General features: G+C 72.7%; 13 protein-coding genes and 2 pseudogenes. 8 read left to right on the forward strand and 7 right to left on the reverse strand.

The window, feature by feature from the left end; genetic code table 11:
• Positions 1-61 precede the first annotated feature (61 nt).
• A complete protein-coding gene (locus tag ACH4UM_RS32590) occupies positions 62-1,564 on the forward strand; it encodes a metallophosphoesterase family protein (RefSeq protein WP_398187250.1) in 1,503 nt (500 codons plus the stop codon).
• 122 nt (positions 1,565-1,686) lie between these two features.
• Here ACH4UM_RS32590 and ACH4UM_RS32595 read toward each other — a convergent pair whose 3' ends face one another.
• On the reverse strand, positions 1,687-2,658 hold the full coding sequence (locus ACH4UM_RS32595) for a TauD/TfdA dioxygenase family protein (RefSeq protein ID WP_398187252.1): 972 nt from the start codon (positions 2,656-2,658) through the stop codon (positions 1,687-1,689).
• Between the two features lie 60 nt (positions 2,659-2,718).
• Here ACH4UM_RS32595 and ACH4UM_RS32600 point away from each other — a divergent pair.
• Positions 2,719-3,147, forward strand: a pseudogene (locus ACH4UM_RS32600) (DNA polymerase ligase N-terminal domain-containing protein); the annotation flags it as partial.
• Positions 3,148-3,315: 168 nt separating this feature from the next.
• On the opposite strand, the gene ACH4UM_RS32605 reads toward ACH4UM_RS32600, so the two are convergent.
• Positions 3,316-3,783: a peroxiredoxin gene (locus tag ACH4UM_RS32605; protein ID WP_398187255.1), complete on the reverse strand. Its 468-nt coding sequence runs from the start codon at positions 3,781-3,783 to the stop codon at positions 3,316-3,318.
• Positions 3,780-4,160, reverse strand: coding sequence for a hypothetical protein (locus tag ACH4UM_RS32610; protein WP_398187258.1), 381 nt, complete (start codon positions 4,158-4,160; stop codon positions 3,780-3,782). The genes ACH4UM_RS32605 and ACH4UM_RS32610 overlap by 4 nt, the downstream gene beginning before the upstream one ends.
• A gap of 397 nt (positions 4,161-4,557) precedes the next feature.
• Between ACH4UM_RS32610 and ACH4UM_RS32615 the strand changes: the two genes are divergently transcribed.
• The gene (locus ACH4UM_RS32615; RefSeq protein ID WP_398187308.1) at positions 4,558-5,556 is read left to right on the forward strand and encodes an ATP-dependent DNA ligase; all 999 of its coding nucleotides are present in this window, start codon (positions 4,558-4,560) and stop codon (positions 5,554-5,556) included.
• A gap of 74 nt (positions 5,557-5,630) precedes the next feature.
• Positions 5,631-6,566, forward strand: a complete 936-nt coding sequence (gene hemC, locus ACH4UM_RS32620; RefSeq protein ID WP_398187261.1) for a hydroxymethylbilane synthase — start codon at positions 5,631-5,633, stop codon at positions 6,564-6,566.
• Between the two features lie 93 nt (positions 6,567-6,659).
• Here the strand turns inward: hemC and ACH4UM_RS32625 are convergent, their stop codons facing one another.
• Entirely contained in the window at positions 6,660-7,190 is a 531-nt protein-coding gene (locus ACH4UM_RS32625; protein WP_398187264.1) for a hypothetical protein, read from the reverse strand.
• Between the two features lie 770 nt (positions 7,191-7,960).
• Between ACH4UM_RS32625 and ACH4UM_RS32630 the strand changes: the two genes are divergently transcribed.
• On the forward strand, positions 7,961-8,752 hold the full coding sequence (locus tag ACH4UM_RS32630) for an RNA polymerase sigma factor SigF (protein ID WP_398187267.1): 792 nt from the start codon (positions 7,961-7,963) through the stop codon (positions 8,750-8,752).
• A 62-nt stretch (positions 8,753-8,814) separates the two neighbouring features.
• On the opposite strand, the gene ACH4UM_RS32635 is transcribed toward ACH4UM_RS32630, so the two are convergent.
• Positions 8,815-9,147, reverse strand: coding sequence for an ANTAR domain-containing protein (locus tag ACH4UM_RS32635; RefSeq protein ID WP_398187270.1), 333 nt, complete (start codon positions 9,145-9,147; stop codon positions 8,815-8,817).
• 218 nt (positions 9,148-9,365) lie between these two features.
• Between ACH4UM_RS32635 and ACH4UM_RS32640 the strand changes: the two genes are divergently transcribed.
• Positions 9,366-10,169: a VOC family protein gene (locus ACH4UM_RS32640; protein ID WP_398187273.1), complete on the forward strand. Its 804-nt coding sequence runs from the start codon at positions 9,366-9,368 to the stop codon at positions 10,167-10,169.
• A 167-nt stretch (positions 10,170-10,336) separates the two neighbouring features.
• On the opposite strand, the gene glgX is transcribed toward ACH4UM_RS32640, so the two are convergent.
• Complete coding sequence (gene glgX / locus ACH4UM_RS32645; protein ID WP_398187277.1) at positions 10,337-12,487, reverse strand: glycogen debranching protein GlgX; 2,151 nt, start codon at positions 12,485-12,487, stop codon at positions 10,337-10,339.
• Positions 12,484-12,996 carry a pep a2 gene (locus ACH4UM_RS32650; protein WP_398187280.1) on the reverse strand — a complete coding sequence of 171 codons (513 nt, stop codon included), beginning with the start codon at positions 12,994-12,996 and terminating at the stop codon, positions 12,484-12,486. The genes glgX and ACH4UM_RS32650 overlap by 4 nt, the downstream gene beginning before the upstream one ends.
• Positions 12,997-13,316: 320 nt before the next feature.
• On the opposite strand from ACH4UM_RS32650, the pseudogene ACH4UM_RS32655 reads away from it, so the two are divergent.
• A pseudogene (locus tag ACH4UM_RS32655) lies at positions 13,317-13,601 on the forward strand (DUF5133 domain-containing protein); the annotation flags it as partial.
• Positions 13,602-13,799: 198 nt separating this feature from the next.
• Positions 13,800-14,029 (forward strand): maltotransferase domain-containing protein (locus ACH4UM_RS32660; RefSeq protein ID WP_398187283.1); only part of this gene is annotated, 230 nt, incomplete at its 3' end.

The following is a 14,029-nucleotide window of genomic DNA, read 5'->3' on the forward strand; positions in this document are numbered from 1 at the left end:
GGCGCGAACGTCGCCGGACCCCGCTCGTGCGCCCGAGGAGATCGTTGTTACGGTGCACCGCGTGTCTGACTCCTCACGCGATACCGTCGAAGGTGCCGGCTGGACGGCCGGCGAACCCGGCACTTACCGGCAGTTGATGCCCGGCAGGGTCCAGAAGCTCTCCTGGCTCGATCCCAGAACCCTGTGGGCCGCACGCAACGGCGTGGCCGCGTCCTGGTTCGGGGATCCCACGGGCCGCACCCGCTGCCGCTGGGTGGCACAGCGGGCGGCCGCCGGCGCCCCGGCGGACAAGGTGATCCGGCGCGCGGACCCGGACCGCTTCTCCTTCATGGTGATCGGCGACACCGGCGAGGGCGACGCGTCCCAGTACGCCGTCGTGCCCGGCTTCCTGAAAGTCGGTCAGGGCACCGCGTTCACCGTGATCGCCAGCGACGTGATCTACCCGGTCGGCAGCACGGACGACTACGGCACCAAGTTCTTCCGCCCTTACCAGGACTATCCGGCACCCATGTACGCGATACCGGGGAACCACGACTGGTACGAGGACCTCGGCGGTTTCATGCGCGTCTTCTGCGGCGACGCCCCACCGCTCGCGCCCGGGCCCAAGCCGCGCCTGCTCGGCCGTGCCTGGTGGCGTGCGCTGCTGTGGCACCGCCCGCGCCCGGCCGACGAGCAACGCCTCGCCGAGGCACGGAGGTTGCGGTCGGCGCCGGGGCAGCAGGCCGTCCAGCCGGGACCGTACTGGGCCATCGACGCCGGGCCGGTGCGGATCGTCGGCATCGACACCGGTCTGCTCGGCACGATCGACGCCGAACAGGGCGCCTGGCTGCGGGAGGTGTCCCAAGGGCCCCGCCCGAAGATCCTCGTCACCGGTTCGCCGCTGTACGTCGACGGCGAGCACCACCCCTGCGCCATCGAGGGCGGCGGCACCGTCGACGCCATCGTCCGCGACCCGGCCCACCACTACGTGGCGGCGATAGGCGGCGACATCCACAACTACCAGCGCTACCCGGTGGACGTCGGCGGCCGCACGCTCCAGTACGTCGTCTCCGGTGGCGGCGGCGCGTTCATGCACGCCACCCACACCATCCCGCGCGTGTCCGTCGCGAACGTCGCGGAGGCGGACTTCCGCTGCTACCCGCTGCGCGGCGACTCGCTCGCCTTCTACAGCAGGCTCTACGGCCGCCGGCTGCGGCTGCGCCGCTTCTTCACCCTCACCGAGGCCGAGGCGATGGCCGTCGTCGCCGAGCGGCTCGGGATCCCGCCCGTCCGGAGCCAGGGCGCGCCCGTGCGGGTCACCCGGCGGGTCCGTCTGGTCGCGAGCCTGCTCGGGGCCGGCCGCCGCCCGGAGCGCCGGACCCGGTTCCGTCTGCCTGTGCGCAAGATCTACACCCGGCTCTTCTCCCCGGGCTCGGCCACGTACAGCCCGCCGTTCTTCAAGTCGTTCCTGCGTCTGGACGTCTCCGCGGAGGCGATCCGGCTGCGCTGCTTCGCGGCGACCGGAAACCTCGCCCAGGAGATCGACCCGCCCGTCGAGGACGAGGTGACCATCCCGTTGGCCTGATCACACCTGCTGTTCGCGCCGGACCCGGACAGATCCTCACCCACGCGGCGACGAAACCGGGCCCGGCGCCGGCCCGGGATTCGTCGTGGCCGGGCCGGCGCCGGCCCGGGACGCGCCACGCGTCACCAGCGGCCGGGCTCGCTGCCTGTGACGGGCTCGGACGGCTTGCCGTCCACCCCGACCGGCACGTCACCGCACAGCATCACCCGGTGCATGATCCGCGGGTGGCCGAGGTGGGCGTTGTCGCCGGGCGCCAGATGGATGGTGGCCCGGTTGTCCCAGAAGGCCACACTGCCCGGCTCCCAGCGGAACCGGACCGTGTACTCCGGCCGGACCGCCTGGTCGAGGAGCATCTGCAGGATCGCCGCGCTCTCCGCGCGGGAGACGCCCTCGAGCTGCTCGACGTAGTAGCCGTTGACGAACAGCACCCGCTCCCCCGTCTCGGGGTGCACCCGCACCAGCGGGTGCACGCTGGCGATCTGGTGCTCCATCAGATGCCGGACGTACGCGTCCTCACCGGGCCGCATCCGGTAGCCGACTCCGAGCCGGTGCTCGGCGCGCAGCCCGTCGACGAAGGCGCGTACCGGGGCGGACAGTCCGGCGTAGGCGGCGGCCAGGTTGGACCAGGTGGTGTCGCCGCCGTACGGCGGGACGGTCTCGGCGCGCAGGATCGTGGCGGCCGGCGGGTCGACGCGGGCGCCGTGGTCGCAGTGCCAGCCGCGCAGCAGCGTGTGCCGGCGGCGCTGGAGCCATTCCTCGTGGTCCATCCCGAACCGCCCGCCCAGCTCCAGCCGGTCCGCGGTCGTCTCGATCTCGGGGACGTCCGGCGGCGAGGCGCTCCCCCGCCGCCGCAGCACCACCGGCTCACCGAAGCGGCGGGCGAACGCCACGTGCCGCGCGTGGTCCAGCCGCTGCCCGCGGAAGAACACCACCTTCCAGCGCAGCACCGCCGCACGGATCCGCGCGGCCACGGCCGCGTCGAGATCCTCGGCCAGGTCGACCCCGGTGATCTCGGCCCCGATGTGCCCGGCGACCGGCTTGACCTCGATTCCGCCGGTCCGCTCGGCACCCTCTGCTTCCGTGTCCGTCGTCATGCGCCCGCTCCCTGCCCGTCCCTGGCCGGTTGGTTCCAGGAAGATCGTGACAGCGTTCGTCCCAAGGGCCCCTCGGACGACCCGCACGACAAGCGGCTCGCCGTTCCCACGGAGGACCATCCGCTGGAGTACGAGGACTTCGAGGGCGTGATCCCCAAGGGCGAGTACGGCGGCGGCACGGTGATCGTCTGGGACCGGGGTACGTACGAACCGCTGAGTCACGACCGCGGAGGGCGGCCCGTCGACTTCGCCCAGGCCCTGGAGCGCGGGCACGCCACCTTCCGGCTGCACGGTGCGAAGCTGCACGGCGAGTACGCCCTCACGCGCCTCCGCGGCGGCCGGGGCGACGGCGAGGAGGAGGCCTGGCTCCTGGTGAAGAAGGGCGCGGGCCGGACGGGCGGGCACGGCACCCCGGACCCGCGCCGGGCCCGTTCGGTCCGCACCCACCGCACCCTCGCCCAGGTCGCCGCGGAGGGCGGTGAGGAGTGACGGGAAGCAGCCGGCACCACCACGGCGGCCCGCTGTACGGCGTCGTCGAGCAGGGCACCCTCTGCAGTGATCACCCGGCGGCGGTTCGTGCCGGATCACGTGCGCCCGGTACGGCGTGGTACGGCGTGAGGGTCACGGAGGACCGCGGCGACGGGGCCGACGGGCTGGTCAGGCCCGGTGTGCGCGCAGGGCGGCGAGTGCGCGGTCGGCGTGGGTGTTCATGCGCAGTTCGCTGCGGACGACCTCCAGCACCGTGCGGTCCTGGGCGATGACGAAGGTCACCCGCTTGGTGGGGGCGAGCGAGAAGCCGCGCTGCACGCCGAACCGCTCGCGGACGGCTCCGTCGGGGTCGGACAGCAGCGGCATGCCCAGTCCGTGCCGGCCGGCGAACTCCTGCTGGCGGTCCACGGTGTCGCCGCTGATCCCGACGGGCCGCGCGCCGACGGCGGCGAACTCGGCGGCGAGGTCCCGGAAGTGGCAGGCCTCGGCGGTGCAGCCGGGGGTGAGCGCGGCGGGGTAGAAGAACAGCACCACCGGCCCGTCGGCGAGCAGCCCGGACAGGGTCCGGTCGGTGCCGGTCTCGTCGGGCAGCGTGAAGTCCTCCACCTTGTCGCCGGCCTTCACGGCCGCGGTCATGACCGGCTCTCCACACTCTTGGCGACGCCGCGGGCCCACAGCACGAGTGGCACCTGCAGGGGCAGGCGCCCGAAGGCCGTCGCCCGCTGCGGGGTGGGCCGGTGCCGCCAGTCCACGGCCATCTTCACATTGGCCGGGAAGACGCCGACGAAGAAGGCGGCCGCCGCGAGCGCGGCCGCCTTGCGGGTCTTGGGCAGTGCCACACCCGCGGCCAGCGCGAGTTCGGCGGCACCGCTGGCATAGGTCCAGGCGCGGGGGCCGCCGGGCAGGGCGCGCGGGACGAGCGCGTCGAACTGCCGGGGGGAGGCGAAGTGGGCGGCGCCCGCGGTGGCCAGCAGGCCGGCGAGCAGCAGGGGTGAGCGTTCGGACCGGGGCACGGTTCCTCCTCCGATGATCTGCGACGCGATCATACTGGACGGTAGGTATGTGCGGGGCGGCACGTGCGGCGCAGTGCCGCACACCGCGTTCCGCGGACCGCGTCCTCCGTGCACGCGAGGGCCCGCGGGCGCACGAGGACGGGGCGAGGCCCCGCCACCGGACCTGTCACCCTGTCACCCTGTCACCGGACCTGACGCCCCGTCACCGGCCCTGACAGGCGGCCACCGGCCCTGACAGGTGGCCACCGGCCCTGACGGGGGCCACCGGTCCTGGCGGGGGGCCACCGGTCCTGACGAGGGGCCACCGGTCCTGGCGGGCGGCGCGCCCGGGGGCCCGTTCAGGGGAAAGTGGGCGGAGGCGGGCTTGACGACAGATCGGTTCGTCGACATCTCAGCCGTGACCCTGCCGCTGATCCCGCCCATGCTCGCCACGCCCGGCCCGCTGCCCTCCCCCGCGCAGGACGCGCGGTGGGCGTACGAGACGAAGCAGGACGGCCAGCGCGTGGTGGCCTATCTGGCCGGCGACGGCGGTGTGCTGCTGCGGGCCCGCTCCGGCGAGGACATCACCGGTGCCTATCCCGAGCTGCGGCCCCTGGGCACCGCCCTCGGCAGCACCCCCGCGGTTCTGGACGGCGAGGTGCTGGCGCTGGACGAGGAGGGCCGCGCGAACTTCCAGCTGCTGCAGGGCCGCATGGGTCTGGCCCACGCGCCCGGCCGCGCTGCACGGCGGGCGGCGCAGGTCCCCGTCCACCTCGTGCTGTTCGACGTGATGCACCTCGGCACACACTCGCTGCTCACCCTGCCCTACGTCCGGCGCCGCGAGCGGCTCGAAGGGCTCGGGCTGACAGGGCCGCACTGGTCGACGCCCGCGGCGATCGTCGGCCACGGCGCCCAGGCCCTGGCCGCCACCCGCGAGCACGGCCTGGAGGGTCTGGTCTGCAAACGGCTGGACTCCGTCTACGAGCCCGGAGTGCGCTCCCGGGCCTGGATCAAGATCCGCAACATGCGCAGCGAGGACGTCCTCGTGGGCGGCTGGCTGCCGGGCAGGGGCAGGCTGACGGGCCTGCCGGGCGCCGTCCTGGTGGGCCAGCGCGCCGGCGGGAGACTGCGCTGCGTCGGCAGCGTGGGCACCGGCTGGAGCGAGACCGAACGGTCCGAACTCGCCGCGCTGCTCGCGGCCCTGGCGACCGACGTGTGCCCCTTCGACCCCGTACCGGCGGCGCGTGGGGCGCACTGGGTGCTGCCCCGTCTGGTCGGAGAGGTCCGCTACAGCGTCCGCACGCGTGCCGGAATGCTGCGCCAGCCGTCCTGGCTGCGTCTGCGCCCGGACCTCGCCCCCGAGGAGGCCGCCGCGGATCTGCCGGACGATCCACTCGACTTCGGGACGGGCGGCTGATCCGGGAGGTCGGTCCGGGGCGTGTGCCGGGATACGGCGCCGAGAGGGTCCGCCGAAGGTCTATGGTGTCCCGCATGTCCGTTCCCGCACTGATCCGCGTCGTCTCCCGCGACTCCCCCATGGCACTTGCCCAAGTGGAACGTGTCCGAGCCGAGTTGGCCGCCCTGCACCCCGGTGTGCGTACCGAGGTGGTGCCCGTGAAGACCACCGGCGACAAGTGGCTCGGCGACCTGTCGAAGGTGGAGGGCAAGGGAGCGTTCACCAAGGAGGTCGACGCCGCGTTGCTGGCCGGGGAGGCGGACCTCGCGGTGCACTGCCTGAAGGACGTGCCCGCCGACCGGCCGCTGCCGGCGGGGACGACGTTCGCCGCGTTCCTGAAGCGGGACGACATCCGCGACGCCCTCGTCCACCCCGGCGGGCTCGCCCTCGACGAGCTTCCGGCCGGCACCAGGATCGGCACCTCCGCGGTGCGCCGGATCGCCCAGTTGGCCGCCACCCACCCGCAGCTGCAGTGCGTGCCGTTCCGCGGCAACGCCAACCGCCGGCTGGAGAAGCTGGCGGCCGGCGAGGCGGACGCGCTGCTGCTCGCCGTGTCCGGTCTGGAGCGGATCGGGCGGCAGGACGTGATCAGCGAGGTGCTGTCCGCGGAGATGATGATGCCGCCGATCGGCGCGGGCATCCTCGCCCTGCAGTGCCGTGAGGGGGACGCGGAGCTGATCGAGGCCGTCGGCGCACTCGGCGACCGGGACACCTACCGCGAGGCCACCGCGGAGCGGATGTTCCTGCACGTGCTGCAGGGGCACTGCAACAGCCCGATCGCCGGGTACGCTCGGGTCGACCGCAGCGGTGAGCTCTCCCTGCGGGCATGTGTGTTCACCCCCGACGGCAAGACGCGGCTGAACGCCCACGAGTGGGCGGGCCGGCTGGACGCGGCCACGCTCGGCACGTCGGTCGCCGTGGCCCTGCTGCGGCAGGGCGCCCGCGAGATCATCGACGGCATTCCGCACTGACGGGGCGGCGCGGACGTCGGGAGGCCGGACGGCGTACCGGAGGCGGGAGGCCTCAGCCCGCCGCGCCCGCCTCGGCCTCAGCCCGTCTCGGCCTCAGCCCGCCGCGCCCGGCTCCGCCTGGTCGCGCAGGAAGTTGCTGATCTGGTGCGCCAGCCCGCCCGGCCCCCCGGCCGGGTGCGTGCCCGCCCCGACGGACTCCTCGTGCACACCGATGCCGCCGGTCCACAGCCGGCGGTCGGTCCACTCCTCGTCGACCCGCAGCTGGACCTGGACGTCGATCTGGGACAGGGACGTCTCCGGGCCGGCCACGTACAGCACCGCGGTGGCCCGGCGCAGCGGGTAGACGTCGAAGCCCTCGATGAACTGCGAGTTGCGCCAGTCGACGAACCCGCCCTCCCCGTCGGGGCCGATCCGCACGTCGATCTGGCCGTCCTCGAGGTGGATGCCGAAACTGCACGCACCGCGGTTCTCGACGGTGACGCGGAGGCGGAAGTAGGTCAGGCCCTCGGCGGCGTCGTCGCGTCCGCGCGGCGGCTCGGCCGGCTCCAGGCGGTGGACGCGGACGCGCAGACCGGCGTGCTCGTCGTACTCATGCCAGTCCCCGACCACGTTCGGCTCGTACACAGTGCACCTCTCGACTTCCAAGAGCTGCTTCCTATCTGTGGGCTCAGCGCACTGTCAAATGAGCAGAATGCGCTGTGGCCAGGGAATTCACCCGCTTTGATCGGTGATCAAGCCGTGCGCAGGAAGAATCCCGGCCCGGGCCGCCGCGCCGGCCGTGGCGGGCGTGCCGCACATCACGTCCGGCGGGCACCCCGGCGGGCCGCTCGACCGGTTTCGCCGGCGGCCCGGGCGCCGAGCAGCCGGGGGTCGCGGTGCTGCCGAGTGCGGCGGCCGCCATGGAGTCGAGGTCGCCGCCGATCACGCTGCCGCGAACGTCCTCCGGCGTCCTCCCGGCACCGTCCGGTGCGAGCGGCCGAACACCTCGCCGTGCCGATCGTGCGAGTCCACGCCTTCGACGGGCTTCGTCCCGCCGAAGGCGTGGACGAGCAGGGCGGCCGCGCCGGCCCGCAACAGCCCGTGCCCAGCGGGCGGGCCAGGCCAGGCGCCCGCGAAACAACGGCATTCGGCGGGTCATCGAAATACGCAGCATTTACCGCGGTGGCAATTCTTCGACTCCCGGTCGACAATTGAGATTCAAGCGGTCGCGCACCGTCACCGCATTATGGCAATTGTTTCAAAATCGCCGACTTCGGGAATCCGCTTTGCAGTGCTTCGGAGAGGAGGCACGTCCGCGGGAGCCCGCGCCGGGCCCCGACGTATCTCCGTACGCTCCGAGCCCGCGCCTCCCGCGGTGTCCGTCCATCCAGCACGTGCTGAGGGAGGCGCATCGCATGCGTACCACCGGCAGCATGAAACCTCATCCGCACGACGACGCTCCCGACACCGCGGAGGCGTTCGAACGGCTCGCCCACCTCCCGGACGGCCCGGAGCGCAAGGCGCTGCGGGACGAGCTGGTCCAGGTCTGGCTGCCCATGGCCGAGCGGATCGCCGTCCGGTTCCGCGGACGCGGCGAGGCCCTGGAGGATCTGTACCAGGTGGCCGCGCTCGGCCTGGTCAAGGCCGTCGACCACTACGATCCGGCGCGCGGTTACGCGTTCGAGGCGTACGCCGTGCCCACCGTCACCGGTGAGATCAAGCGGCACTTCCGCGACCACATGTGGACCCTGCACGTACCGCGCCGGGTCCAGGATCTGCGCAACCGCGTACGGCGCGCAGCGAAGGAACTGGCGCAGACGACGCCGGGCCGGGCGCCGACCGTGGCCGAGATCGCCGAGTACGCCGACCTCAGCGTGAGCGACGTACGCACCGGGATGGAGGCCCTGGACTGCTTCGCCGCGCTGTCGCTGGAGGCGGAGGTGCCGGGAACGGACGGCTACGCGCTCGGCGACGGGCTGGGCGAGGCGGATCCGCGCTACGACCTCGTCGTGGACCGGGTGGCGGTCAAACCCTGTCTGGAGGCGCTGCCCGAGCGTGAGCGCACCATCCTCTACCTCAGGTTCTTCCGGGGTATGACGCAAAGCCGCATCGCCCAGCAGCTCGGCATCTCGCAGATGCACGTCTCACGCCTGCTCAGCGGCTGCTTCGCCCAGTTGCGCGAGGAGCTGCTCGCCGAGACCGGCTGAGCCCTGCAGCGGCGCCTGTCCGGCCGACCCCTCGGGCGGGCGCCGGCGCCGCCGGAGCGGGCTCACTCCGGCGGCGCCCCCGGAATCTGGGTGGGCCCGTAACGGTCGAGCGCGTCTTCGAGCTCCGCACCTATCTCCGCGGGCATGTCTCCGGTACGGCCCCAGATCAGGACCAGTTCGGCAACCCTGCGGAGCTTGATGTTGGTGTGCTGCGAGACCTCCTTCAGCACCGTCCACCCCTGGTCCGGAGTGACCCGGCCGAGCGCGACCACCATGCCGATCGCCTGGTCCACCACTGCGTGGGAGGTCACGGCCTCCCTCAGCTGCTCGACCTCCTCCTGGAGCTCGCTCAGCCGGTCCGTCGCATCGCCTGGGTCGTGCGGTGTGCGTTCCACGGGGTCCATCGTCGTCACCCGGGCGGCCGGGCGCCAGTGTGCACCCCGGCGGCGACGGCGGCGGGCGGCGGCCCGGCCCGGCCGCGGTGACCGGCTCCGGGGGTGGCCGCGGTACCGTTTCGGCGGCGACCGCAGGGTACTCGGCAGGCGCCCTCGGCGGTTCTGGTTGGACACTGGTGTGAGACCGGCGCCGCCGGTCGACGAGATCAGGACGTGCCATGAGCGACCACCCGAAATCCTCCGGCCCCGCGACCGAGGTCGTCTCCACCCACTCGGTGTGCGGGGCGCCCTGCTGGGTGAGCCTGACCAGCCGCGATCTGCAGACCACGGAGGACTTCTACCAGGCCGTGCTGGGCTGGGAGTGGCGCTCGGCCAAGCTGGGCGACCGCTTCCGCATCGCGCTGGCGGACGGTGCGCCGGTCGCGGGGATCGCCGCGGTGGCCTCCATGTGGCAGATGGCGGTCGCCTGGACGCCGTACTTCGCCGTGCCCAGCGCCGACGAGGCCGTCTCGCGGGTGCAGGAGCGCGGCGGTACGGCGGCGGTCGGGCCGATCTCCTTCCCGCCCGGGCGGGCCGCGCTGCTGGCCGACCGGGACGGCGCGAGCTTCGGGATCTGGGAGGGCGACCTCTTCACCGACTGGGAGACCTGGCGCAAGGCCGCGCCGGCCTTCATCCGGCTCCACACGCGCGACGCCTTCGACGCCGCGATCTTCTACGGCGAGGTCCTGGAATGGGCCTCGGAGCTGCCCGGCTGCTGCGAGGTCCGCTACGAGGCCAACGAGGTCGTCCTGCGCAGCCACGGAGAGGTCGTGGCCCGCATCGAGTCCGGCGCCCTGGAGGCGGCGCCCGACCCCACGATCCGGCCGCACTGGCAGGTCCACTTCCGGGTGGCCGACGTGGCCACCTGCGCCCGCGCCTCGGAGAGCCACGGCGGCAGCGTCCTGCGCGAGGACACCGACGAGGCCGTCCTCCGCGATCCCGACGGCGCCCAGTTCACGGTGACGTCCCGCCGCGAGAGCTGAAGCGGCCGTGCGGCCCGGCGCCACCCGCTCACCACACCCTTGCGCACGCTCCGGTCTGGCCGTACCCGGCGATCCCGGGCCGGTGGGCCGGCCGGCTGTCGGCCACCGGACGGCCGCCACGCGCCCCTCGTGGGGGCCGGGTCAGCGGGCCGTTCGTGGGGGCCGGGTCAGCGGGCCGTTCGTGGGGGCCGGGTCAGCAGGACCAGGCTGCGGGGTTCGACGCGCAGGTCGCCGGACGGCTTGTGTTCCGCCTCGTAGGGAGGGCCCTGGGGTTCGGCGGTGTCGATGACGGTCGTCCAGCGGTCGCCGTAGGCCGGTCCGGGCAGACGGAAGTCGACCGGCTCCCAGTAGCCGTTGAGCAGCAGCAGGAAGGAGTCGTCCACCACGGGCCGGCCCTGCGCGTCGGGTTCGGCGATGGCGTCGCCGTTGAGGAACACCGTGACCGAGCGCGCGTCGGAGCGCCGCCAGTCCTCCTCGGCCATCTCACGGCCGTCCGGCAGCAGCCACACCAGTTCGGGCAGCGGCTGGTCGTCCCGGGTCGCCGTCTCGCCCTGGAAGAAGCGGCGCCGGCGCAGCACCGGGTGGGCGGTGCGCAGCCCGATGACGTACCGCGTGAAGTCGGTCAGTTCCCGCTGCTCGTCGGTCAGCCGCCAGTCGATCCAGGAGACCTCGTTGTCCTGGCAATAGGCGTTGTTGTTGCCGCCCTGGGTGCGGCCCAGCTCGTCGCCGTGGCAGAGCATCGGGATGCCCTGCGACAGGAACAGCGTCGCCAGGAAGTTGCGCTGCTGACGGGCCCGCAGCGCGCGGACGGACTCGTCGTCGGTGTCGCCCTCCGCCCCGCAGTTCCAGGAGCGGTTGGTGCTCTCGCCGTCGCCGTTGTCCTCGCCGTTGGCCTCGTTGTGCTTGTCGTTGTACGACACGAGGTCGCGCAGCGTGAAACCGTCGTGCGCGGTCACGAAGTTGACGCTGGCGCGCGGCCGGCGGCGGTTGTGGGCGTACAGGTCCGGGGAACCGGTCAGCCGGGAGGCGAACTCGCCGAGCGTGTGCTCCTCACCGCGCCAGAAGTCCCGTACCGCGTCCCGGTACAGGCCGTTCCACTCCGACCACAACGGGGGGAAGTTGCCCACCTGGTAGCCGCCCTCGCCGACGTCCCAGGGCTCGGCGATCAGCTTGACGCGGCTGATGACCGGGTCCTGCTGGATGAGGTCGAAGAACGCCGACAGCCGGTCCACCTCGTGGAACTGCCGGGCCAGCGTGGCCGCCAGGTCGAAGCGGAAGCCGTCCACGTGCATCTCGGTGACCCAGTACCTGAGTGAGTCCATGATCAGCTGGAGCACGTGGGGATGGCGCATCAGCAGGCTGTTGCCAGTGCCGGTGGTGTCGTAGTAGTGCGCCCAGTCGCCGTCGACCAGGCGGTAGTACGAGGCGTTGTCGATGCCCCGGAAGGAAAGCGTGGGACCCTTCTCGTTGCCCTCGGCGGTGTGGTTGTAGACCACGTCGAGGATGACTTCGAGCCCGGCCGCGTGCAGGGCCCTGACCATCGACTTGAACTCGGCGACCTGCCGGCCGCGCGTGCCGTGGGCGGCGTAGCCGTTGTGCGGCGCGAAGAAGCCGATGGTGTTGTAGCCCCAGTAGTTCGACAGGCCCCGGCCCTGGAGCACGCCGTCCTGGACGAACTGGTGGACCGGCATCAGCTCGACGGCCGTCACGCCCAGCGCGGTGAGATGTTCGATCACCGCGGGGTGTGCCAGCCCGGCGTAGGTGCCGCGCAGTTCGGGCGGGACGCCGGGGTGGGTGCGGGTCAGGCCACGCACGTGCGCCTCGTAGATCACGGTGTCGGAGTAGGCCCGGTGGGGCGGGCGGTCGTCGCCCCAGTCGAAGGCCGGGTCGGTGACCACGCCCAGCATGGTGTGCCCGGCGCTGTCGGCCGGGTCCGGACCGTGCGGGGCGCGTTCGTGGAGCGAGGGGTGGTTGTCGATCTGCCCGTCCACCGCCCTGGCATAGGGGTCCAGGAGCAGTTTTTTCGGGTTGCAGCGGTGGCCGGCAGCCGGGTGCCAGGGGCCGTGCACCCGGTAGCCGTAGCGCTGACCGGGCCCGGTCCCGGGCAGATAGCCGTGCCAGACGAAGCCGTCGGCCTCGGTCAGGGAAACGCTGCGGTGAGCACCGTGGTCGTCCACGAGGACGAGGTCGACGCGGTCGGCCACCTCGCTGAACAGCGCGAAGTTGGTGCCTTCCCCGTCATGGGCGGCGCCCAGCGGGTAGGGGTACCCGCTCCACACGGGAACGGGTACCCCTTTGCGGCGTGGGCGCCCGGTCACCGGGCGCCCTCCAGAACGGCCCGTGGTCCGCTCCCCGGCGACGCCAGCGCGGCGACCGGCACTTCGCGGGGCGTCTGCAGTCCTTCGCGCAGGGCCGGGGAGGGCGCCTTCGGGACCAGCGGGACGCGCACACCGGCGCGGGCCCGCTGCGAGAACCAGATGACCTTGCTGCCGGTCTCGGCGGCGCAGCAGCCCCAGCCGTCGCTCGTCGCCGCGATACGGGCCAGGCAGGATCGCAGATCCTGGTCGGGGCGCAGGTCGTGGTTGTTCTCCCCGACCGCTGTGATGAGGTGCTGGCCGGTCCACCACATCTCGATCGACGTGTGCTTGTCCCTGGCGTGCTCGTCGATGGCCTTCAGCAGCATCTCGGCACCGCCGCACACGGGGTCGACGAGGTCCTCCAGGTCCCAGAACCGAAGGTGAGCGGCCAGGATGCGCCTGACCTGTCCGACCCGTTCCGGGCTGACTTCCACGTCGAGGTGGTAGTAGCAGGGCACTGCGGTCTTCATCGTCGTTGGCTCCTCACCGGCGAGGCTCGCGCCCCCTCTGGCCCTTGGTGGGCTCAGCCCCCGAGTACGAAGCGTGAGCACCTGTTGCCTCTGAGTCAGATCCCACACTGAGCGCACTACGCCATTCGTGCAACACGAGCAGGTGACAGGCCCTGCGGAGGCTCGTTGAAGATCCAACAGGACGGTGAGTCGTTGAACGTGCACCATGAGTGAAAGTCTCGAGCGCCGTAAACGGGACCCGTGCCCTTCGTGTGCGCGGTCACCGCCCCGAATCGTCGGGAGACGTGCCCATCGAGCGCTTGCGAAAGGTGAACGGCGCCATGCTGCTACCCGCCAAAGCCGAAGTCGCCCGGCATCTGCGGCGCTACCGGGCGTGGGAACGTGCGATGCTCGCGTCGCCCGACGACCGCAGGGTGCGGGCCACCTTCGAGGATTCGGGCTACACGCTGTGCGTGCTGATGGGGAAGCGCTGCGCACGGGAGGCCGCGGACGCCGCGGAGCGCTATCTGCGGACCACCCACGGCACGTATCTGCGGGAGCAGACCGGCAGACCGCACATGGGCACCGGCCCCCGCCGGGGCCGGCCGGCGGCCTCGGGCAGGACCTCGAACAGGTTCACCGACCGTGTCCCGGGCAGGTTCCCGGACAAGGTCTCCGAGCGTGTCCCGGACCGGGTGCCGGACAAGGTCCCCGACCGGACCCCGGGAAGACGTTCCCCCGCCGGGAGATAGCCGCTCCCGGCACAGGACCCCAGACCCCGGCCGGGCGCGAGCCCGGCCTCGAGCACGGTGGAGGTGACACCCATGGGTTCGACCCCGAGTCCGGCCCCCGGTCCGGCCCCGGTCATCGGCCGCATCCCGGTGCGGGACGTTCGCCCGGCCGTGGAGTGCGGCCGGCGCCCGGCCAAGGCGGTCGTGGGCGAGACGTTCCAGGTCACCGCCACCGTGTTCCGGGAGGGCCACGACGCCGTGGCCGCCAATGTCGTCCTGCGCGATCCGGAGGGCCGCCCCGGCCCCTGGACCCCGATGCGCGA

The organism is Streptomyces sp. NPDC020801, from assembly GCF_044334385.1.
Classification (GTDB): Bacteria; Actinomycetota; Actinomycetes; order Streptomycetales; family Streptomycetaceae; genus Streptomyces.